The sequence below is a fragment of the Rhizobium sp. BK181 genome, assembly GCF_014193305.1.
Taxonomy (GTDB): Bacteria; Pseudomonadota; Alphaproteobacteria; order Rhizobiales; family Rhizobiaceae; genus Rhizobium.
In genome coordinates, this window is sequence record NZ_JACHZA010000009.1 from 27,402 (window position 1) to 47,396 (window position 19,995).

Below are 19,995 nucleotides of genomic sequence, written 5' to 3' on the forward strand. Positions count from 1 at the left end.
TTATGCAGCGTTTTCAACACGCTCTTTCGGCTTAGCGAAGGCGTATCCTTCGAATAGTCTCCTCGCGGTCCTCACAAGGCCCGCGACCGTCGATCCGTTTCGAGTCTCCAGCTGCACGTCGATCCGTCCGCTGGGGTGTTCAATACGAACTAGCGCCGGCAGTGATTGTTCGCCGACGATTTGTGCTGCTACCGTCCCTGGGGTCGTGGCGGCCGTGGCAATCCCGACGGCACCTGTGGTAGCGAGAGCAGGGTGGCAGTCATTGGGCATGAAGTATCTCACTGATATAGTTCCACCTTTCTTGGCTGCGGAAATCAAAACGGGTTTGGGGATGACCGTGTCGGACACATCTCCCATTCCCATCAATCGCCCTGCTTCAGTCCTAATGGAGGCAAGGCGGTCGATGAGCTCATGGTTCGCTGATAGCGATCCAGCGTCTTCGTAGCCAGTTACGCCTACGTCTGTGGCGCGAACAAGAACCATCGGAATTGCGCAATCGATCGCAGTGACTTCGACCCCGGCGATCACGTCTAGCGGCTTGCCCGTAGGAAAGAGCTTTCCCGTCTTTGCGCCGGCTGCGTCCAGAAAGGTGAGGGCGATCGGCGCGGCGAGGCCCGGAACTCCATCGATCGACGCGTCCCCCAGATAGATGACTTCGCCTTTCCGGGTCGGGACCTTAGCCTCGATGATCTTTCCCGTGTTCACGTTATGAATCCGTACGAGCGTGTCGAAATTACCGGCGGGCACAAGTCCAGCCTCGATCGCAAATGGACCCACAGCGGCGAGCATGTTGCCGCAGTTCGGTGAGTAGTCCACGAGCTGTCGATCGGTCCGCACTTGGGCGAACAGGTAGTCGACGTCTGCCCCCTGAACGCTGGCGGGACCGATGATTGCAACTTTAGACGTTACCGGGTTTCCTCCTCCAATTCCATCAATCTGCAACGGATGGCCCGATCCCATGATGGAGAGCAGCGCTGCGTCACGACCAGCTTGATCTGCGGGCAGATCGGAGGCCAGAAAAAACGGGCCCCGCGAAGTGCCGCCGCGCATAAGGACGCAAGGTATGCGTATCAGGTCGTTCATTACATGTCCTCGAATATTGCGTTAGTCGGATCAATCCGCCCGCTTATTGCAATATGCGAAACATCAGGCTATTTGTTAAATGCAATCTTTGAGGGGATTATTGCGAAATGAGCATCAATTGCGAGATTCTGGATCTCCGCGCTTTCCAGGCAGTCGTGGATCTCGAAAGTTTCAATCGGGCCGCCGAGGCACTCAATATCTCTCAACCAGCTCTGACAAGACGCATTCAGAAGCTGGAGCAGTCCATCGGCGCGCCACTACTCGATCGGACGACCCGTCACGTTGCAGCGACAGCCACAGGGCAGGAGTTGCTTCCGCTGGTAAGGCGGATGCTCGAGGAGTTTGATGGCTCGCTCTTTGCCTTAAAGGATGGAGGGTCTAAGCGCCGCGGACTAATCACGATGGCCTGTGTTCCGACCGCGGCCTTCTATTTTCTGCCCACGGTGATCAAGCAGTTCGGATCTGACTATCCCCATATCAGGCTTCGTATACGTGATTTGACGGCAAACGAGGGCCTTCAAGCCGTGGCACGGGGGGAGGTGGAATTCGGAATCAATCTGATGGGAAATTCGGACCCGGATCTTTCCTTTGAGCCATTGATCGATGACCCGTTCGTGCTTGCAATGCGCAGGGATCACCCCCTTGCAGCTCATCAACAACTGAACTGGGGACAGCTCGATGGCTACCCACTCGTTGTCGTCGATCGATCAAGCGGAAATCGGGCCTTATTGGATGGCGCGCTCGCGAAGCATAACCTCAGGCTGAACTGGTTCTATGAGGTCACCCATCTCAATACTTCATTGGGGCTTGTCGAGGCTGGGCTCGGCATCTCAGTTCTTCCAAGACTGGCGACCCCTCAGGAAGAGCACCCGTATTTGGTCTCGCGCCCTATCGTTGACCCAGTGGTTACGCGCACCATCGGGATCGTCCGCAGACGCGGCGCGCAGCTGTCGCCCGCCGCCGAGAAGTTCATTGAAGTGCTACTCAAGACTTGGAAGGACGGGACGCCCGTTCCGGCTGTTGCCTAGCATTCAATGCGTTGTTCGCGGAAATATGTTGAAGCCGGAAGTATCCGAACTCGCTGCGGGCGGAACGAGGCTGCGTCTTTACTACCCGCCTAAGTTAAGAGGCGCAGGGATGCTCCTCCGCTCGAAATGGCATCGCCGTGGCGGCTGGAACTCTCACTGCTCGTTGATGCCGCCGTTTGAGAAAGGACTTCCGTCGTCCCTCGCCGCGATCAAAAGGATCACGGGCGTCTCATGGGAGAAGATCGGTTCTGTGCTTGGCTGCACAGGGCAGAATGTCTACAACTGGACCCGAGGCGAGCAGGTCAAGGTCGACAACGCCGCTTCCTCGCACAGCTTCGTGAAAAAGATGGTCTACATCGATCGTGGCAGCCAGGCGAAGTCGCGTGCTCGAGCGCGAGGGAGCTCTCATACGTATCCACATTGGGCAGAAAATACAGGAGCACTGATGGAGGGATGGCGCCCCTTGGGGTAAACGAACTGGCGAGGTGAGGGACGATCATGGAGGAACACTGCCGACCCAGCAGCTAAGGTGCGGTGAGAAACGGGAATGGCAACATCTCCGACTATCTGTATACTCGCACGAGTGACAGCTTCGAATTACGATTGGAAATGCAGCGCCGCCTCGCCGCCATCCTGATAGCCGATGTCGTCGGCTATACTCGTCTCAGCCAGCTCGACGAGGAGGGAACGCGCGCCCGTTTTCAGGCTGAACTGCGTGATGTCTTCGAGCCAAAAATAAGCGAGCATCACGGACGTCTGGTCAAGCTCATGGGCGACGGACTGTTGGTGGAATTCCACAGTGTCGTCGACGCCGTTCGGTGCGCCGCCGACGTGCAGGCCGTCGAGGCTGAACGAAATGCAAAACGGATGCCAGAACGTCGGCTCGAATTTCGAGTAGGCATCAATCTCGGGGATGTGATCGTCGAAGACGACGACATTCAGGGCGACGGGGTTAACATCGCCGATCGGCTGCAGGGGCTAGCGGAGCCCGGCGGAATTTGCGTCGCCGCCAGCGTGCACGAGCAGGTCACGAACAAACTCGACTTCATTTTTGAGGACCTCGGTCCACGCAAGGTCAAGAACATAGCCGAACCGCTGCGCGTATTTCACCTGCGCGGGCGTGCCGACCCCGCGAACCAGCCGGTGCGTGCGCCGGCCCCCATGCTCGGCAAAGTCAAAATCGCTGTTTTGCCGTTCGCAAACATGAGCGACGACCCGCAGCAAGTCTATTTCAGCGACGGTATCACGGCGGATATCACCACCGAGCTGTCCCGCTTCCGAACCCTCTTCGTCATCGCCCCCAATTCGGCCTTCGCCTTTCGCAACGAGAAGATCAGCATAGCTGAAGTGGCACATAAGCTCGGCGTGCAATACGTCGTCGAAGGCAGCGTTCGCCGCGCCGCCAGCCGGATCCGGATCACGGCCCAGCTCATCGATGTGGTGAGCAATGCACATCTCTGGGCCGAAAGGTATGACCGGGAGTTGGAGGACGTCTTCGCGGTGCAGGACGAAGTCGTGCGGACGATCGTGGCGACCCTCGTGGGACAGGTCGAGGCGGCGGGCGCCCGGTTCGCCAAGCGCAAGCGGCCCGATGACATGGTTGCTTACGACTATGTCCTGCGCGGCCTCGAGGAGCTGAACCTGGAGGGCGAGGAGCATAACACGCAAGCGCGATGTCTGTTCGAAAAGGCGGTTGAACTGGATCCAGACTATGCGGCTGGTCATGCATGTCTCGCCTTGGCGATCTACGTGCAATGGGTCGGGCCGCGCTCGTCGGGGGAACTCGAGCGTGCGCTCGCGAGTGCGCGTCGGGCGCTCGCTCTCGACGACAACGATACCCGCTGCCACAGGGTTCTGGCCCTCCTCTACAAGCGGCTTGAACAATATGATCGAGCGGAGTTTCATTCAGAGAGGAGCATTTCTCTCAACCCCGGTGACGCGCTATCCGCGATGTACCGAGCGCAGATGTTGCGAGACCTCGGGAGAGCAGATGAGGGCGTCGAATGGGCTCGCAAGGCGATGTCGCTCAACCCGTACCATCCCAACTGGTATTGGCGTTCATTTGCGTACGTGCTGCACGATGCAGGACTCTATTGCGAAGCTTTGGATGCGTATAGCCGCATAGTAGACCGCCCCTCGTTCTACCATGCCTATGTCGCAGCCTGTCACGCCAAGCTTGGTCAAATCGAGGACGCGCGGAAGCATGCTGCGATGGCAGTCGAAGCGAAGCCCGATTTTTCAATCACGGAATGGGGCAAGAGGCTGCCTTACAAATTCGACGCCGATCGGCAACGATTCCTTGATGGGCTTCGTAGCGCAGGCCTTCCTGAATAAATCAAGCTCGTTGGCCATCGTTTCATAAAGTTAGCGACCTGGCTCACGCCGTAAGAAAAGCTGCCCCGAAGATCGAAGTGAGCTGCTGGTCACCACGAAGCTCTGGATCGACCACACGCCATAAAAGGGTGCCAAAGCCACTTTAGCCGCCTTGTCTCACCTCTCCTCGACGTGGCTCAGCGCAGAGGCACAGGCCAGTCGCTGAGCGTTCTCAAGCGAGCGATCAGTTCAGCCGATCGGCCTCGTCGGGTGCGCCACCAATGTCCATATCTACCTCTGGCGCTGTGAGAGGAGGACCGGCGATGAAGATATTGAGGTCCTAGTATGTACAGGGACCCGGCCAGACTCTCGGTGTCTTGGTGCAGTGGCCGAACGGTGTCGAGGTCTTCATTCGTCCTACGACGCTCCACAGGTTCGGGCCCCTTCTTGGCAGGTCCTTCACGCCAGTGACATGGCGGCTGGCGCAAGTGTAGGCGAAGCAGATGCACCTTTGATTGGATCGCCGTTCGCCAGTTTCGCTGAAATCGGCGCAGACTTCTGAACAACGATACCGTTGAAGGTAGGCGGCAATATCCGCATGAACGTGTTTTGCGAGGGGGTAAGCCGTTATTATAGAGGGGTTGCGTTTAGGATCACACCGCACCCTGATAGCGTTGACGTCTGCCCCCGATTCGACGAGCGCCTTGACGCAGTCGAGGCAGTTGCTGGCGACCGCGAAGTGCAACATACCCTCGCCACGTGGGGCGGCATTTGGATTGGCACCATGTGCAACCAGCAAGCGGAGGTGATCCGAAGACACCGTCAGGACGGCAGCGGTAGAGGCGTCCGAGCGAGGACTCCTTTTTCACGTCGGCCCCGCTTTAACAAGAGGTTCTGCTGCATCGGAATGGCCGCTACGCACCGCGACAACGAGAGGCGTGGTTGAGAGAGCGCAATGATATTGGAGCCAATCCTCGAGCCTCCTTGCCGACCCAAAATACTTCCCAATTTCCTATGAGTGAGCAGGGCGCACACTCGGCTCCGACTGATCAACGTGGGAGAATCAAGTAAAGAACCCGTATGCGTTCGCCGGCCTTTTCAAACTTCGCACCAGGATCGCGCCGGTTCATGGTGCATCAAGAGACTTGCTGTTAGGGCTTGGTGTCGTCTTGTTGATCTCGAACACATTTATCTACCGGGCTGGCGGAAACTCCAGCCTCCGGACATCATAGCCAAGCTCGTCGGCCTTGCGGACCATCTTTCGAAGGAGCGCCTTGGAAGGAACTGTTCTCGAATAGATCCAGAGATTGGTCATAGCTGGGTTAGCACTGATGAACCAGGATTTATCAGGTGATACATAGAGTACCCAGTAGTTGAAGGTGATGAGCCATGGATAACGGACGCGCATCTTTGCGTTTGTCGTCCCGAAATCCTGGATCTTTCCCGTGCCGCGGACGGTCTTCAGCCGACCCTTGGGAGTACCGTCGTGGCAGCCATCCTCGACCATAACCTCGCTCGGCGTTTTGCCCTTTCGGTAAGTCGAATAACCCGCAACGCAACCGTCTGTGAGAAACATCGGAGTCCGCCCAACCTCCAGCCAAGTCCCCCGATAGTGGTCGGGTCCAACCTTGACGACCTCGGGCGCAGCGTTAGCCTGCGTTCCGGTAGTAAGAGCCAAGCTAACCACAGCAGTCAGAAGTGCCGCGAAGCGAGTAGGCAACATGTTACTCTCCTAAGATTACCCGTGCTTTTGATGCTCATTTCCAGCGCCGAGTCCGGCAGCGCGTAAGTTTCCGGCGGAGCGGAGCGCGATAAAGGTTGTGAGACCGGCGACCGCAAAGGCGTTTAGGCTTAGCAACGTCGATAGATCATCGCGGTCCCAGACAGAGAGCGGCGTTCCGATGCAGTTTCGGGAATACACGAAAATTAGGAAAACGATTAAGGCCGCGCAGCGTTGCCACCAAAGCTCCTCAGCTTTGAAAGACACCGCCACGAGCAGGATGCACGCGGCATAAAAAAGTTCGGTACCTGATGCCGGACCAAAGAGCTTCGTTTCGAACAGTGTATCGACGGTGCCGACAAGGGGAAGGGAAACGCGAGCTGCCAGGCTTGACCGCCGCGCTATGAATGGGATCGCGGCAAAGAATGGTGTGGCGATTAACGTGCCAAGCGATGCCGCGGCACCTTCTCGGGCAAGATACCATACGTAAACCGGATAGAACGGTTTGTTCAGTACAATGATCCACGCGACAGTAACGCTTGCCTGGGTCAAAGGGTCCAACGATTTTCGCGCACCGTCGGTCACGGGGTCGGAACCAATAGATAGTGGCCAACGCCCCAGACGTCGCCGTTGTCGTGGCCGAAGAGGCCGGCGGTCGAGAGGAAAAACAACCGCCAACGGCGAAGCCACAACGACGCACGCTTGCCGTAGACCTGACGGAAAATGGGCTCGATGCGCTCGATGTTGCGATCGAAATTCGCCAACCAGCCGAGTGCCGTGTGGCGATAATGCATGCCGGACCAGCGCCATTCCTGCTCCACTTTGAATAAGTCGCCGAACCGATGCGGCAGATCGTGTGCCGGCATGATTCCCCCGGTGAAAAAATGGCGGGCGATCCAGTCTGTCGGATCGTCGTGATCAAAGCGGTAAGACCGATCCTTGTGGGTGAAGACATGCAGAAAGAGTCTTCCATCCGGTTTAATCCAGGCACGGACACGCGCCAGCAAGGTGCGCCAGTTGGACATGTGCTCGAACATTTCTACTGAGACCACGCGGTCATGGCGATCGGTTGTCGCATAGTCGTTCATGTCTGCGGTTATCACCTTGAGGTTCGTCAGTCCGCGATCCCGCGCACGCCCACAAATGAATTCTCGCTGAGAAGCGGAATTCGAAACCGAGGTTATTTTCGAGTTCGGAAATCGCGTGGCGAGATGCAGTGACAGCGATCCCCAACCGCAACCCAGTTCGAGGATGCTCATGCCATCTTCGATCGCAGCGTGGTTGACCGTTTCGGCAAGCGCATGGGTCTCTGCTGCCTCAAGAGCGGTGCCGGCGTGCGGATAAAGGCCGCAGGAGTATTTCTGCTGCGGTCCGAGTACCAACGCGAAGAACTCCGCAGGAACTTCGTAGTGCTGCTGGTTGGCATCGTTAGGGTGGGTCGCGATGGGAAACCTGCTCATTGTCTCGACGAACTCTTGCTCCGTTTCGACCGGGGTCGCGGCAAGCTTGAGCTTGGAGCGCCGACAGAGGAGCTCAATCCCGGCGAGCGTCATGCCGTCGGTGAGCGGAGCGCGTTCGGCGGTATTTATGGCGAAGGCCAATACATTCATGACTGTTTTCCTTGATGGGCGATGCCGGATTTTCGAGGACCAGGAAAGAAGGCGTTCACGCGTCCCTGCAGCGCGCGGAACTTATCGCCGCGCGAGCGCATCATGTGTTCTTCAAGAGGCGGGATGCCGGAGACACGCACGAGCAGCCAGTACATTAGCAGCGGCGCGAGTAGAGACAGCCAGCTCCATGGTGTGGGGCCTAGCGCAAAGAACGGCCAACAGCACCAGAAAAGCCATTCGAAGAAGTAATTGGGGTGGCGTGAATAGCGCCAGAAACCAGTTTCGCAAATTTCAGTCTTTGCTTGCGGCGTCTTGCGGAAACGCGCCAGCTGTAAGTCGGAAAATGCCTCTCCAGCGAGCGACAGTGCAGCGACCAATAGCCACAGTCCATCTATAAGCCGGGGAAAGGGTGCATCGTTCAGTGCTGCGAGATAAACCGCAAGGACCAAAACAAACGCCACCACGGCCTGGATCTGCAGGAAGACGAAAAGCCGCCAGGCGGCACGATCCCCCCATTCCTCCATGAACTTCGCGTACCGGGGATCTTCACTGCCGCCCCTGGTTCGCGATCCAATATGGCCGCCGAGCCGAAGCGACCAAGCAGTGATGATGACGAGCGCGGCGATGCGCCTATCGAAATTTCCATTGGCGGACAGTGCGGCAAAGACCCCGCTGCTGCCGACCGCAAAAGTCCAAATCGTATCGATCCAACCACTCAGGCCCGTGGCGCGCTGTACCGCCCAAGCGATCGACATGGCAACCGACAGCCAAGTTGCGATTATGATGAGAACATCCAACTCCATCATTTCCTCGATCAGCTCGAAGCGATACAGCCGATGTCTACGGACGCATTAGAGTTTTGGTTTCGAAAAACTCCGAAATGTTCAAAAATTTTCGATTCATGAAACCAACCCGGGCAATTTCTCGTATGTAAAACAAAGCAAGGCCACGATCGATGGCCGGAGAAGAGGGTTTAATGGCACTCTCAGATCGGACTGAGGGCGGTAAGCGATATGGCTTATCCCGTTCGCACAGGTATTAATCGCATCTAAATTAGCGTTGCAAAATGACTCATTTCCCCTCCTGCGATAAAGGGAGGGCATGAGCGAGAGCCTGTTTCCGCCACGCTGGGCGAACGACAAGCCGCCATCGCTGGAGAAGTTCACCTCGGACTTCGCCGACTATTACCCCTGCGCGGAATATCTGGCGAAGAAGCGTTGGAAGAGCGGCTTGCGATGCCCGTGTTGCGGAGGGAACCGTGCCTGGCGGTTGGAGGCTCGCCCATGGGTTTGGGAATGCCAGGGCGTTGTCGTCGATGATAACGGGACGCGAACTGCCACGGGCTGTCGCCACCAGACCTCGCTCGTCGCCGGAACGGTGATGCATGGCACGCATCTCCCGCTCCGCATCTGGTTCCTGGCAGCCTACCTTCTCGCCACCCACTCGAACGGGATGTCCGCCCTTCAACTCCAGCCGAAGCTGGGCCTCGGCAGCTACAAGACCGCTTGGCTTCTACTTCACAAGCTCCGGCGGGCAATGGTCGATCCCGACAGGCGACCGCTACGTGGCATGATCGAGATCGACGAGACCAACGTGCCGTTCCGCCGCAAGGACGAGCCAGACGGTGGCGGTCAGGGACGCAGCCCCATCGGCAAGATTTACATGATTGGAGCGGTGGAGGTGGAGGCAGGAAAGTACCCTGCGCGTTGTCGGCTGCAGCGCATCGTCAACATCAATCGCGAGAGCCTGCACGCCTTCATCCGGGACAACACCGCCGTCGGCAGCCTGCTCCTCACCGACGGCAACACCGCCTACAGGAGTTGGAAGATCGTGGTCACCAGGCGATCAACCTGAGCGCCGTCGATGCACCGCCTGCGCATGAGGTCCTGCCGTGGGTGCACCGCCTCTTCGCCAATTTCAAGCGGTGGAGCTACGGGACGTATCACGGTGTCCGCGACAAGCACGTCGACATTTACGCCAACGAGTTCGTCTTCCGCTGGAACCGCCGCCGACATTTCCAGACCAACGTCGACACCATCCTCGGTCTCGGTCAGCGGATTGGCCGAACGACATGGCGCGACATCGTCGGCGACACGGGCGAGTGGAAAGAAGCGCACGAGGATCAGGTTCTCGTCATGGTCAGACCTGACAGGCTCGACCGCGCCAAAGACTACGCCGTGGAACACGGTTGCGATATCTTCGAAGCACTCGACGAAGTTCGGCGGAGCGAGAAGAGGTGGAAATATCGGCGACGGGCACCCACACGTTCCGCCCTCCCTCCAAGAAGATCAGGGGAGGAGCAACACGAGGCGGTATGTCCATCCGCCGGGTCTGGCTCCAACCAAGATCATCAAAGGGTATCTGCGCCATATTCCGCTCGGATCGGCCATTACGGGAGCAAGGCCCAGAAAGCAGACCGAAGCGAAACTGGCAAGATTTACGGCTTAAAGGTGCTGGAAGAATCATCATACGACCCTTTCAGCTCAAGGTCGTCTTCGAGGTCTTCCTCGACATCAGGAGTTAACTGAAGCATTCGACCATGGCGGACTGCGATGATGTTTACGTCCCGATCTTCGCGCATGTAGTCGAATAGGTAGGCATCGACGACGAGCGTAAGCCCACCCTCTATTTGGAGCCCATGCGTCACGTTCCCCGCATCGGCGAAGGTCCTCAAGACTTCCTTCGCGCGTCTTACGGTATCTGCGAAACTGCGAGCGGCATGGGGATTGCGACGTCGAAGATAGGCCGCTTCACTCCTGACGAAGTCGGCTGCATCTTTTGAGACTTTCACTCGCGTCATGCAGCCTGTCCGGCAACGATTTTGTCTACATCAGCGATGAGGTCATCGATGTCCTCATACTCGCCAGCCGCGATCTGATCGCGGCCACGAACCGCAGCCAACACATCCGCCCCTTCGTTGAGGAGATACGTCTTCAGAGCGCGAACGATGATGTAGCTTCTTGAGCGATCGGTAGCTTCAGCGATAGCCTCGATGCTCGCAACCACATCCGAGGGGACGCGGAGCGTCACAGATTCCGATCCTTGCGACTTGGTCATAGAACGTCTCCGATTTCTCAAACTGCAAGACAATGTAAGACAAATAGCTTGACTGGTCAACTCGCCTGAGCCTGTTGTGGATCGGCGCTGCAACCTGGCGCATTTTCATCCGATTCCTGTAATCCTCTAATTGGCGTCGTACTGAGTCGGCTGCCCGCTAACACTTCATCAGGTATCAACCTGTACGAACGGGATAAGCCTTTAAGCGATTGAAGATAGCAGTTGTGGGGAGTGGGATTTCTGGCCTCCCTGCGGCATGGCTGTTGTCGCAGCGACGCGAAGTCACCGTTTTCGAGGCGCCGGCCGCACTGCCAGATGGGCAGGAAGTGTTTGCATGACAACGGTACCAAAATTGGTGCTTCTACCTGGCCCGCATTCACCTTCAAGGCCGACGCGCCATAGTCTTGCCAATAGCATCTGCTCGCTGCTCCTCGATCTAGACGAACTCGAGGCAGTCGACCGACGGCTGAAACTGTTCTGCGTCGACCGCTTCAACCCCTGCTCATTTCACTGCAAGGATCGAGGAGATCGATCTGGTTTCAACCTGAAGGGGCAGGTGGCCGCCTCTTTCGTTGCGTCCTCTGATTCCGAAGCGCCGATTTCTTATCGCACGCGCGTGATCCGACCATGCTTCAATTCGATGGCGAGTTTCAAATGGGGGCGTGGGCTCCATGAGCGAGTGATCCGTTTCCTTTTTCCGACGTATTAATCATATGTTGTTACGAGCGTATTCTGAGCCGGGAATCGATGGCACCGCACAAACCGTTTTACAACGGCCAGGCGGACCATGTTCGCTGTCAAGGGTATCAATATTGCCTAACAATACGGGTCAAATGGATCGCGAGTTGATCAACGCTCTGATGAAAAGGGTTGGAGACGATCGGGACAAGCAGGCGTTTGAGGCGATCTACAGGTATTTCGTTCCGAAGCTTAGATCGTTCATGTCGCGGACGTCCAAGGAGCCTGCGGTGGTCGAGGAGTACGTGCAAGAAGCCATGGTGCAAGTCTGGCGGAAGGCGCATCTATTCGATCCCGAGCGGGGCCAAGCTTCTACGTGGATGTTTGCGATCGCGCGAAACGTCAGGATTGACGCGTTGAGGCGAGGGCCGAAGCCGGATTTCGACCTTGAGGACCCGATCTTCCGGCCGGACGACCTGGAACCAGCAGACGATATCCTTGTTCGAACTCAGGAGGCTGACGCGCTGGTCAGGGCAATGAGCGAGTTGAAGAAAGACTATTTCGAAGTGCTCAAACTTTCATATTTCGAAGGAATGGCGCACGGCGCGATCGCGGTTCGCTTAGGTATACCTTTGGGAACGGTCAAATCGAGGATCCGCCTGGCATGCGACCGGCTCCGGGAAGCGCTGAGGGACCTCAAATGATCCGTCATCATCTGGACGACCACTTCCTCGGTGGGCTCGCAGCGGGCAATCTCGAGGCTGGTTGGGCCTTGGGTGCCGCAACCCACCTGACGATGTGCTCCTCCTGCCGCGCTATGTTCCGCAACTATGAGTGCATCGGTGGATATTTTCTGGAGACAGAAGTGGCCGATGGGAACCTCGATGACGGTTGGAGCGATATGACAAAACGTATCATCGCAACGAAACCCGATGAAGCGCCTCCGAAAAAGCAAACTCGCAGCGCGAGCGCTCTGTTGCCCGAGCCTCTCGCGTCGTACGTCGACATGGCTGGTGGATTGAGGTGGAGGGCTCTAGGGCGTGGCGCGGCGCAAATGATCATCCCGACAGAAGATAAAACAACGATCGTTCGCCTTCTCAAGATACCGGCAGGCCAAGCTGTGCCCGAGCATTCGCACAACGGAACCGAACTCACGCTTGTGCTGGATGGAAGCTTTGAGGATGAGATTTCCACCTTTGGCCCGGGTGACGTCGAGATCGCCGACGGCTCATTCACGCACACCCCCAAAGCGACGGATGCAAAAGATTGTATTTGCCTTGCGGTTACGGACGCGCCGTTGAAGTTCAAGAGCTTGTTGATGAGGGTTCTTCAGAAAGCTTTCCGCATTTGATTCAACATCAGTAGGCTGCTCTCGTTGACGCCCAATCGGACCGGGAAGGACCAGATCCAACACCTCCGATCCAACCGCCCGCGCGAGGGCCTTTGAAAGGTGATGCAGCACCCTTTTAGCGAGATGACCACGCGACCACGCCGGGTTGAAGTGATCCGAAATTCCCCTGCTTTCGTACTTTCCTTGAAATACGAAGGATTGTTCAATGAGTCAAAGAAGCGCGAAGGAAAAGCTCGTGTCTTTACGGAAGGCAGTTGGAGGCACGAACTCGTCGGGGTTGATGTTTGCTATCTTAGCAATGCTGGCCTTCGCCATCGCTTCGCCAGTGGCAGCGGCGGACATGACAGGGCAATGGGCGAGGGGCGACGGAAACGCGCGGGTGAAAATCGCATCCTGCGGCTCCAATATGTGTGCAACAAACCTATGGATCAAGCCCGGTACCCCACGGGAAAAAGCCGGCGACACGCTCGTCATGACAGTGCGACCAGACGGCGGCGGCCTGTATTCGGGAACCGCCTTCGATCCCCAGCGGGGACTTACCTACAAGCTGACGGTGGAAGTAACGGGGCAGCGGATGACCACGCGAGGATGCGTGCTCGCCGGCATAGTCTGCAAGGCCGTGACGTGGCAACGGTTCGAATGACGACGGGCTTCATTTACAACATAGATCTTTAAAAGCGGTCCCATCAGGAAAACTACAAGCTCCGTTCTGCCGCCATCGTCGGCTTTCGTTCTGACCTTTTACCTTACCAAACTATTTCGGATTCGTCATAAGCTAGAAACCTTCCGCTCGAAATTGTCGATGCCGAGTCTAGCGTCTGTAGTATCATCTGCGCAGCCTCCGGCGGCGAAAACCGGTCATAACCGCTCGAAAATCGCTCAGAAAGGGTTGTCGCGACAGTCCCCGGATGGATTGCCAAAACGATCGCGTTTGGATGTGTTCGCCCAATTTCGATTGAGGCTGTCCGGACGATTTGATTGAGAGCCGCCTTAGAGGCTCTATAAGAAATCCAGCCGCCCAAATAGTTATCGCCAATTGACCCGACACGAGCGGAGAGAACGCAAATGAGCGCGCGATCTCTGCGCGGTATCAACGGAGCAAAATGCTTCAAGAGGAGGGCCGGACCGATCGCATTGACTGCGAACTGATTTGCCATACTTTGTGGGCTCAATTGCTTTAGCGACTTTTCAGGCCCGGCTCCCTGGATCGTCAAAGCTCCCGTCGCGCAAATCAAAAGGTGAAACTCTCGGTCCTTAAGCCGCGCCGCCCAGTTCTCGATCGTCGCTTCGTTGGTAATGTCGATTCCATCGTACGAACGAGAAAGGGCGACAATCGAACCGCTCCTTGTGTCGTTCTCGAGAGCATCGACAAGGGCCGAGCCGATGCCGCCAGACGCGCCGATCACCAGTGCGTTGTAGTGATCTGGCAGCGATTGCATAATCTCCATCGGTTCGCTCCACGCCAGGCGTTACTGCGTTCACTTCCGCCGAAAATTTTCTCGATAGCCGTTTCGTGGTCAGTCTTGGTAGTCACACGCTTCGCACGCCTGACATGTCTTCACCTTTGTCAGCCGTGACCCAGCTCACCCAAGCATGCGGCCGGTCCACAGCCCATGGAGGCCAGTCGTGCGTGGAAAGCACTTAGGCCTGCTTCCCATCGCAGGCCAACCCCGGCTTATCGGCCTGAAACATTCTACGGTGCTCCGGCGAAACCGATCACTCGCCACCCAGCTTTTAATCATTAATGGCAAGGCCCGCCTAGTTTAAACGGGCAGCGCAAAAGCAGCTAGGCCAGCTGATGGTTCCTTGATCGCCAGCAGCCAGCCAGATCCCGCTCGTGTGGCGCTCGTGCCGAACCGCCAGTCAGCGGTTCGGACAGTAGCCAGCCCCAATGTAGCCAAGGGTCAGTGCGTCAGATTATTGGAGAGAAACGCCTTCAGTCGCTCGCTCTTGGGATGCCCGAAAATTTCCGCTGGATTGCCCTCCTCGCCGATTACGCCATTGTGCAAAAACACGACTCTGTTTGCGACTTCTCTGGCGAACGCCATCTCGTGCGTAACGACGATCATCGTCCTCCCTTCGTTGGCGAGCGACCTCATTACCCTAAGCACTTCGCCGACGAGTTCGGGATCGAGCGCCGATGTTGGTTCATCGAAGAGGATGATGTCTGGCTCCATCGCAAGCGCTCTTGCAATGGCGACCCGTTGTTGCTCACCTCCGGAAAGCGACGTTGGATATGCATGTCGTCTATGCCAAACGCCCACCTTTTCGAGGTATGCCTGCGCTTTCTCGGCGGCGGCACTCTTTGACACTCCTTGAACTTTGAGGGGTCCAAGCATGACGTTCTCCAGCGCTGTCATGTGGCTCCAAAGGTTGAATTGTTGGAAGACCATGGCGATTGACGAGCGAAGACTGGTCAACTGACCTCTATCGGAGGCCGAAAGATTTCCGCTCCGGTCTCGAACGAGGCGCAGAGCGTCACCGTTCCATGTGAGTTCGCCTTCTGTGGGGCGCTCAAGCATGTTCAGGCAGCGCAAGAAGGTGCTTTTCCCGGAGCCCGAGGAGCCGATCATGGAAATGACGTCGCCTCGTTTTGCGGTGAGCGAGATTCCCTTGAGAACTTCAACAGTTCCAAAACGTTTTTTGATATTCTTAGCTTGTAGCATCGGCGTCACCGAATGTTCCTTCGTCATGGGCTTAGCAACAAGCCCGTTCTAATCGGGTCTTTGCCCGCGATTTTACCGAGGCGTTTGCCTACTTCCGCGATCCGTGTGTCTGCCCGGGCATAGAAGATGCCGGAAGTTGCTGCCTCTATGTGATCTATTCGGCCCGTCAAAGGATCGATAATGTCGGCGACGATGTCGCCTCGATTGATGAACTGTCCTAGCTGACACCGATAGGAAAGCAGCCCGGCGGCCGGAGAGATCAGAGCTTGAGAACCGGAAAGCGGCGTAGGTTCGCAGAGCATCTCAGGAGGCTTCTGCATTTCGCCTTGCACCACGCCAATTGCGATCAGGAACTGGATAATCGCGTCGGCATCTTGCGCCGCAAGGTCAATTTGAACGTCTGATCGCCCCCGTAGCTCGATCGTAGTTGCGACGCAGCCAACCGGGATAGCATGACGGCCGTACAGTTGGCGCAGTGCGACCCACGGCTGGGAGACGGCCTCGTCGAAGGGGTTGTCACCAGAAACCTCGGCGATAAGCACCGCGCGCGCCTTTAGAAATGCTGACAGCGCCTCAAGTGCTTCAATGAACTCCGGTTGGGTATAAATGTGGACCTCGGCTTCCCCATCGCAGTGAAGGTCGAGTACGTAGTCTGCATCGACAGATGTCTGCAGAATCCTTTTGCGAAGCAAATCAGCAGGTGTATCGGCCGGCCAATCGTCCACTTCCTGGCGAAGGGCTTCGCGGATGATCGCCACGTTCTCCTTGGGATCTTCCCCGAGGAGGCAATCCAGCCTACTGACGACGCCGAGGGTGAGGTCCGGATAATGCCGGTTGAAGTTTCGGCCGTCGTAGACGTCAAATCGGCCTTCTTGCTGTCCGAGGCCGAACTGCGACAAACCTATGGGATTGGCAACAGGCACTACTGTCACCCGACCGCTTATTTTGCCTGTCTGTTCCAAAATCAGCAGTTTTTCGCATGTCATCCTCGAGACGAGCATTCCTGGACCTTCGTCCGCATGTAGCCCACCCTGGATATAGACATGCGGACGGGCATTGGGATCGCCAAACGTGAAGGACTTCAGGAGATGAGCCGTCCCAATTCCGCGCCCCTTAATCTGATATTCGGTTTCAAGCATGAATTTCACGATCCAATTTCGGATGTTTTGAGTCAAAATTACTCTTTAGTGAAGACGAGAGGTGACGCAGAAAGCGATGCTCCAGCATCCTGAATGCCCGTGCTAGGACGATGGTCAGAAACAGATAAATCAGGGCCGCTACGCCAAAAGACTCCGCAATGACGAGGTAGTTTGTGTAGACGTCCCGCGCGACCCGCATGACTTCTACGATAGTGACTGTGCTCGCCAACGCCGTTGCGTGCATCATCATGATGACCTCGTTGCCATATTGGGGCAGAGCCCGCCGCCAGGCTGCGGGCCATATCACGCTGGTGAAGACGGCCAAGCGGTTAAGGCCGATCGATCGCGCAGCTTCGACTTCGCCTCCAGGGACGGCTCGAATGGCACCAGAAAATATCTCGACTGTGTAAGCGGTGGTGTTCAAGCTCAATGCGAACCAGGCGCAAAACCACGGCGACCGGAGAACAGGCCACAGGGCGCTTTCTCGAAGAACGGCGAACTGCGCCAGCCCATAGTAGACGATGAAGAGCTGGACCAGAAGCGGCGTGCCGCGGATGACGTAAGTGAACAGCCACACTGGTCTTGAAATCCAAAACGAATTGGAGGCGCGGGCGACCGCGAGCGGCACCGACAGTGCAAACCCAGTCAGCGTCACCAGCGCGAGAAGAGCCATCGTAATCTTGAGGCCAGACAGGAATGCCGGCAATGATTCCAGGACTATGGACCAAGTTATCATGTGGCACCCAATGTCTTGACGCCCCTCGAGAATCGGCGCTCAACGAGTTGGAAAATAACTACGGAAATCGTGGTGACGGATAAATAGATCAATCCGATCAGCGCATAGAAAGTGAACGGCTCTCTCGTGGCGGCGGACGCCAGATCGGCTCGGTGCACCATATCGTCTAGGCCGATGATCGACACCAGGGCGGTTGCCTTGAGCATCACCAACCAATTATTCGTCAATCCAGGTATCGCGTGCCGCATCATCTGGGGCAAGAGAATGAACCGCAGGACCTGCCTTCGGCGAAGGCCGCACGAAAAAGCCGCCTCGATCTGTCCCGCTGGAACGCTTAAAATAGCCCCGCGAAACGTCTCGGTCAGGTACGCGCCGAAAATGAAACCCAGGGTCGAAGTCCCGGCCAGAAAGGGATCGACATCCACGTAGCCCCAGCCGACCCGCTCACCGAACCTGTTGAGCATAATTTGCCCGCCATAGAACACGACAAGCATGACCAGGAGATCCGGAAGCGCACGTACGACCGTCGTATAAGCTGTCGCGGCTCCCCTTGCCAAACCGCTGCCATAAACCTTCGCCACCGCCCCGACGAGGCCGAGAGCCGAGGCAACCACCAGGGACGCGAAAGCGACGGAGAGCGTGACCTTAAGCCCCGAGAGAATCATGGGCAGGTAACCGTAAAACAATATCTTGAACCCCCGTGAGGCAGCTCCAGCGCCTTTTTTTGCCTGCGCTGGAGCCGAACGCACTTACTTCCTGGCGGACAGCGGCGTGACGTCGAAATCGAAATACTTCGCAGCGATCTGCTTGTAAGTGCCGTTCTTCATCACGTTTGTTAGCGCCTCGTCGACCTTGGCCCGCAAATTGTCGTCGGCCTTCCTGAGTGCTATTCCCACACCGCCGTCGGTTCCCTCATCGAGGAATAGAGTATCACCGACCTGTGAGAATCCTTTTCCTTCAGGTTTTTTCAGGAACGACTCGGCTGAGACGACAGACGAGCCGAATGCGATGTCTCCGCGACCTGCGGCAAGTTCGAGGTAGACCGCTGGTTCCTTGTCTACTGCCAGGACATTGCTGTCGGGGTAGTTCTTCGCCAGATATTCTGCCCGGGGCGAATTTCTGAGGACGATGATCGTCTTGCCCTTGAGGTCCTCAGGCTTCCAAGACTGGAAAGCGCCGTCTTTCGCGATCCAGCGCGAGGGAACATCATAGTACGGTTTCGAGAAGTTGACCGCCTTTTTGCGTTTCTCGTTGATGCTCATGGAAGCAACGATCATGTCGAACTTGCTCGCATTCAGGGCTGGAATCATGCCGTCCCATTCCTGCTGGACCATCGCGCACTTTGTCTTCATCTCCGTGCAGATCGCGTTGGCAATGTCGATGTCAAATCCGCTCAAGGTCCCATCGGGGCTGACTTGGGAGAATGGGGGGTAGTTGCCTTCAACTCCCACTCTGACCGTCGCCTCCTCGGCACGAAGATGCGTTGCAAATAGTGTTAATGCTATTACCCCAGCAATTTTCAGACGCATAGTTTCCTCCTCAGCGTTAGTATGCTCTAAGGATGGCAACTTTTTTTCACGGTGTCAATTTATGAAAACAGATTCCCATAATCCAAAAGTCTGGTCAGCGGAGTCAGACCGCCAATTCTCGACTTCGAAGCTGGGAAAGAGAATCTCGCGATTACTCAGGGAGGGAACCGCGTCCCAGCGTCAACTCTCGGAGTTCACGCTCAGGGATCCTGTTTTTGTAGCAACCCGGGGCATTGAAGACCTCTCGCAAATCACAGGCGTCTCGACCTCGACAATAAGTAGGTACGCCCGGGATCTGGGTGTTGCCAGTTTCGCCGAGTTTCGGGCCGCTGTCGGGAATATCATCGGCTCGCTCATCGCGCCTGTCAGCAAGCTCAACGAAACAATGAGCGATGACAGCTCGCGGAACGGGGCGGTTGAAAGAAGTCTCGCATCAGCAGCAGTTTTGGTTGCCCAACTTCAAGAGACCGAAACCGCGAACAGGCTGAAGGCGGCATCCAGAAAGATAGGGTCAGCCAATCGTGTGTACGTCGTCGGTTTCGGCTTGAGCGCGCACTTGGCGGCGATGTTGACGTTGGGTTTACAGCCCTATCGAGAGAATGTCGTCAATATTGCGCAGTACGGTGGTACCGAATCCGCTGCGGCGCGCCTGGCTTCGTCCACCACGGGAGATCTCGTCGTAGCGATTTCTTTCCCTCGTTACTCGAAAGACGCGGTTGAAATGGTCCGGTTCGCACGGGAGCGAGGTGCAGAGGTAATTGCTTTGACCGACTCCACTGCATCACCGATATCCGAATACGCGAATGAGTTGCTGCTCGCGCCCGCTCAGCATCCGGTGATTTCCAGCAGCAGCGTGCCAGGTCTGGTGTTGATCGAGGCCTTGGTTTCAGAGTTTTTGATTTCTGACCCAGAAAACCTCAAAAAAGCCGAAAGACTTGCAAGTGCCATAGCAACTTATCTCGCGGGCAGCGGCTGATCAGAACATACCAGCGACGTCAGCGACGCAGTGTTATAGGTGACATCGCCAGCGGGGGGCGGCAACAAGCGGAAGGTTGATGTTCCCGGGCTCGAGGGCGTGATCGCTA

General features: G+C 56.8%; 21 protein-coding genes and 2 pseudogenes. 9 read left to right on the forward strand and 14 right to left on the reverse strand.

All coding sequences use genetic code 11. From position 1 onward, the window contains the following. Positions 1–1,083: a 4-oxalomesaconate tautomerase gene (locus tag FHT77_RS19655; protein WP_183756602.1), complete on the reverse strand. Its 1,083-nt coding sequence runs from the start codon at positions 1,081–1,083 to the stop codon at positions 1–3. A gap of 107 nt (positions 1,084–1,190) precedes the next feature. Here FHT77_RS19655 and FHT77_RS19660 point away from each other — a divergent pair, with 107 nt between their 5' ends. Together FHT77_RS19660 and FHT77_RS19665 are read left to right on the forward strand one after the other, a co-directional pair. Beyond that, positions 1,191–2,111: a LysR family transcriptional regulator gene (locus tag FHT77_RS19660; protein WP_183756603.1), complete on the forward strand. Its 921-nt coding sequence runs from the start codon at positions 1,191–1,193 to the stop codon at positions 2,109–2,111. A 609-nt stretch (positions 2,112–2,720) separates the two neighbouring features. Beyond that, complete coding sequence (locus FHT77_RS19665) at positions 2,721–4,445, forward strand: adenylate/guanylate cyclase domain-containing protein (RefSeq protein WP_183756604.1); 1,725 nt, start codon at positions 2,721–2,723, stop codon at positions 4,443–4,445. 319 nt (positions 4,446–4,764) lie between these two features. Here the strand turns inward: FHT77_RS19665 and FHT77_RS31415 are convergent, their stop codons facing one another. From FHT77_RS31415 to FHT77_RS19690, 5 genes are all read right to left on the reverse strand, one after another. After that, complete coding sequence (locus FHT77_RS31415; protein WP_312859759.1) at positions 4,765–5,244, reverse strand: ankyrin repeat domain-containing protein; 480 nt, start codon at positions 5,242–5,244, stop codon at positions 4,765–4,767. A 372-nt stretch (positions 5,245–5,616) separates the two neighbouring features. Then, positions 5,617–6,147, reverse strand: a complete 531-nt coding sequence (locus FHT77_RS19675) for a lipocalin family protein (RefSeq protein ID WP_183756605.1) — start codon at positions 6,145–6,147, stop codon at positions 5,617–5,619. A gap of 15 nt (positions 6,148–6,162) precedes the next feature. Further along, positions 6,163–6,729: a hypothetical protein gene (locus FHT77_RS19680; RefSeq protein ID WP_183756606.1), complete on the reverse strand. Its 567-nt coding sequence runs from the start codon at positions 6,727–6,729 to the stop codon at positions 6,163–6,165. Further along, positions 6,726–7,754 (reverse strand): cyclopropane-fatty-acyl-phospholipid synthase family protein, encoded by a 1,029-nt coding sequence (locus tag FHT77_RS19685; RefSeq protein WP_183756607.1) that lies wholly within the window; start codon positions 7,752–7,754, stop codon positions 6,726–6,728. Before FHT77_RS19685 ends, FHT77_RS19680 begins: the two co-directional genes overlap by 4 nt. Beyond that, positions 7,751–8,557 carry a DUF1295 domain-containing protein gene (locus tag FHT77_RS19690; RefSeq protein WP_183756608.1) on the reverse strand — a complete coding sequence of 269 codons (807 nt, stop codon included), beginning with the start codon at positions 8,555–8,557 and terminating at the stop codon, positions 7,751–7,753. The genes FHT77_RS19685 and FHT77_RS19690 overlap by 4 nt, the downstream gene beginning before the upstream one ends. A 298-nt stretch (positions 8,558–8,855) precedes the next feature. On the opposite strand from FHT77_RS19690, the pseudogene FHT77_RS19695 reads away from it, so the two are divergent. Continuing rightward, positions 8,856–9,841 (forward strand): annotated as a pseudogene (locus FHT77_RS19695) (IS1595 family transposase); the annotation flags it as partial. 350 nt (positions 9,842–10,191) lie between these two features. Here the strand turns inward: FHT77_RS19695 and FHT77_RS19700 are convergent. Together FHT77_RS19700 and FHT77_RS19705 are read right to left on the reverse strand one after the other, a co-directional pair. Continuing rightward, positions 10,192–10,554, reverse strand: coding sequence for a type II toxin-antitoxin system RelE/ParE family toxin (locus tag FHT77_RS19700; protein ID WP_183756609.1), 363 nt, complete (start codon positions 10,552–10,554; stop codon positions 10,192–10,194). Continuing rightward, complete coding sequence (locus FHT77_RS19705; RefSeq protein ID WP_183756610.1) at positions 10,551–10,811, reverse strand: ribbon-helix-helix domain-containing protein; 261 nt, start codon at positions 10,809–10,811, stop codon at positions 10,551–10,553. The genes FHT77_RS19700 and FHT77_RS19705 overlap by 4 nt, the downstream gene beginning before the upstream one ends. A gap of 209 nt (positions 10,812–11,020) precedes the next feature. Here FHT77_RS19705 and FHT77_RS19710 point away from each other — a divergent pair. The 5 genes and pseudogenes from FHT77_RS19710 to FHT77_RS19725 form a co-directional block, all read left to right on the forward strand. Continuing rightward, positions 11,021–11,110 (forward strand): annotated as a pseudogene (locus tag FHT77_RS19710) (NAD(P)-binding protein); the annotation flags it as partial. Between the two features lie 35 nt (positions 11,111–11,145). Beyond that, on the forward strand, positions 11,146–11,520 hold the full coding sequence (locus tag FHT77_RS32280) for a DUF1365 family protein (protein ID WP_409527464.1): 375 nt from the start codon (positions 11,146–11,148) through the stop codon (positions 11,518–11,520). Between the two features lie 103 nt (positions 11,521–11,623). Continuing rightward, a complete protein-coding gene (locus FHT77_RS19715; RefSeq protein WP_246712721.1) occupies positions 11,624–12,193 on the forward strand; it encodes a sigma-70 family RNA polymerase sigma factor in 570 nt (189 codons plus the stop codon). Beyond that, on the forward strand, positions 12,190–12,840 hold the full coding sequence (locus tag FHT77_RS19720) for a ChrR family anti-sigma-E factor (protein WP_183756611.1): 651 nt from the start codon (positions 12,190–12,192) through the stop codon (positions 12,838–12,840). The genes FHT77_RS19715 and FHT77_RS19720 overlap by 4 nt, the downstream gene beginning before the upstream one ends. Positions 12,841–13,120: 280 nt before the next feature. Continuing rightward, positions 13,121–13,483: a DUF2147 domain-containing protein gene (locus FHT77_RS19725; protein ID WP_183756738.1), complete on the forward strand. Its 363-nt coding sequence runs from the start codon at positions 13,121–13,123 to the stop codon at positions 13,481–13,483. A 103-nt stretch (positions 13,484–13,586) separates the two neighbouring features. On the opposite strand, the gene FHT77_RS19730 is transcribed toward FHT77_RS19725, so the two are convergent. The 6 genes from FHT77_RS19730 to FHT77_RS19755 all read right to left on the reverse strand — a co-directional run bounded on the left by FHT77_RS19730 (position 13,587) and on the right by FHT77_RS19755 (position 18,949). Beyond that, positions 13,587–14,288 (reverse strand): SDR family NAD(P)-dependent oxidoreductase, encoded by a 702-nt coding sequence (locus tag FHT77_RS19730; RefSeq protein ID WP_312859760.1) that lies wholly within the window; start codon positions 14,286–14,288, stop codon positions 13,587–13,589. A gap of 456 nt (positions 14,289–14,744) precedes the next feature. Beyond that, positions 14,745–15,506, reverse strand: a complete 762-nt coding sequence (locus FHT77_RS19735; protein WP_183756740.1) for an ATP-binding cassette domain-containing protein — start codon at positions 15,504–15,506, stop codon at positions 14,745–14,747. 23 nt (positions 15,507–15,529) lie between these two features. Beyond that, entirely contained in the window at positions 15,530–16,645 is a 1,116-nt protein-coding gene (locus FHT77_RS19740) for a succinylglutamate desuccinylase/aspartoacylase family protein (RefSeq protein ID WP_183756612.1), read from the reverse strand. Then, complete coding sequence (locus FHT77_RS19745; protein ID WP_183756613.1) at positions 16,638–17,381, reverse strand: ABC transporter permease; 744 nt, start codon at positions 17,379–17,381, stop codon at positions 16,638–16,640. The genes FHT77_RS19740 and FHT77_RS19745 overlap by 8 nt, the downstream gene beginning before the upstream one ends. Continuing rightward, on the reverse strand, positions 17,378–18,067 hold the full coding sequence (locus tag FHT77_RS19750; RefSeq protein WP_183756614.1) for an ABC transporter permease: 690 nt from the start codon (positions 18,065–18,067) through the stop codon (positions 17,378–17,380). Before FHT77_RS19750 ends, FHT77_RS19745 begins: the two co-directional genes overlap by 4 nt. Before the next feature lie 63 nt (positions 18,068–18,130). Then, a complete protein-coding gene (locus FHT77_RS19755) occupies positions 18,131–18,949 on the reverse strand; it encodes a transporter substrate-binding domain-containing protein (RefSeq protein WP_183756615.1) in 819 nt (272 codons plus the stop codon). A 22-nt stretch (positions 18,950–18,971) separates the two neighbouring features. On the opposite strand from FHT77_RS19755, the gene FHT77_RS19760 reads away from it, so the two are divergent. Beyond that, a complete protein-coding gene (locus FHT77_RS19760) occupies positions 18,972–19,886 on the forward strand; it encodes a MurR/RpiR family transcriptional regulator (protein ID WP_183756616.1) in 915 nt (304 codons plus the stop codon). The last annotated feature ends 109 nt before the right edge of the window (positions 19,887–19,995 follow it).

Excerpts from the sequence above, each read along its gene's own strand:
- FHT77_RS19655 (WP_183756602.1), bottom strand. The coding sequence starts at position 1,083 with ATGAACGACCTGATACGCATACCTTGCGTCCTTATGCGCGGCGGCACT.
- FHT77_RS19660 (WP_183756603.1), top strand. The coding sequence starts at position 1,191 with ATGAGCATCAATTGCGAGATTCTGGATCTCCGCGCTTTCCAGGCAGTC.
- FHT77_RS19665 (WP_183756604.1), top strand. The coding sequence starts at position 2,721 with ATGCAGCGCCGCCTCGCCGCCATCCTGATAGCCGATGTCGTCGGCTAT.
- FHT77_RS19675 (WP_183756605.1), bottom strand. The coding sequence starts at position 6,147 with ATGTTGCCTACTCGCTTCGCGGCACTTCTGACTGCTGTGGTTAGCTTG.
- FHT77_RS19685 (WP_183756607.1), bottom strand. The coding sequence starts at position 7,754 with ATGAATGTATTGGCCTTCGCCATAAATACCGCCGAACGCGCTCCGCTC.
- FHT77_RS19690 (WP_183756608.1), bottom strand. The coding sequence starts at position 8,557 with ATGGAGTTGGATGTTCTCATCATAATCGCAACTTGGCTGTCGGTTGCC.
- FHT77_RS19700 (WP_183756609.1), bottom strand. The coding sequence starts at position 10,554 with ATGACGCGAGTGAAAGTCTCAAAAGATGCAGCCGACTTCGTCAGGAGT.
- FHT77_RS19705 (WP_183756610.1), bottom strand. The coding sequence starts at position 10,811 with ATGACCAAGTCGCAAGGATCGGAATCTGTGACGCTCCGCGTCCCCTCG.
- FHT77_RS32280 (WP_409527464.1), top strand. The coding sequence starts at position 11,146 with ATGACAACGGTACCAAAATTGGTGCTTCTACCTGGCCCGCATTCACCT.
- FHT77_RS19720 (WP_183756611.1), top strand. The coding sequence starts at position 12,190 with ATGATCCGTCATCATCTGGACGACCACTTCCTCGGTGGGCTCGCAGCG.
- FHT77_RS19725 (WP_183756738.1), top strand. The coding sequence starts at position 13,121 with ATGTTTGCTATCTTAGCAATGCTGGCCTTCGCCATCGCTTCGCCAGTG.
- FHT77_RS19730 (WP_312859760.1), bottom strand. The coding sequence starts at position 14,288 with ATGGAGATTATGCAATCGCTGCCAGATCACTACAACGCACTGGTGATC.
- FHT77_RS19735 (WP_183756740.1), bottom strand. The coding sequence starts at position 15,506 with ATGCTACAAGCTAAGAATATCAAAAAACGTTTTGGAACTGTTGAAGTT.
- FHT77_RS19740 (WP_183756612.1), bottom strand. The coding sequence starts at position 16,645 with ATGCTTGAAACCGAATATCAGATTAAGGGGCGCGGAATTGGGACGGCT.
- FHT77_RS19745 (WP_183756613.1), bottom strand. The coding sequence starts at position 17,381 with ATGATAACTTGGTCCATAGTCCTGGAATCATTGCCGGCATTCCTGTCT.
- FHT77_RS19760 (WP_183756616.1), top strand. The coding sequence starts at position 18,972 with ATGAAAACAGATTCCCATAATCCAAAAGTCTGGTCAGCGGAGTCAGAC.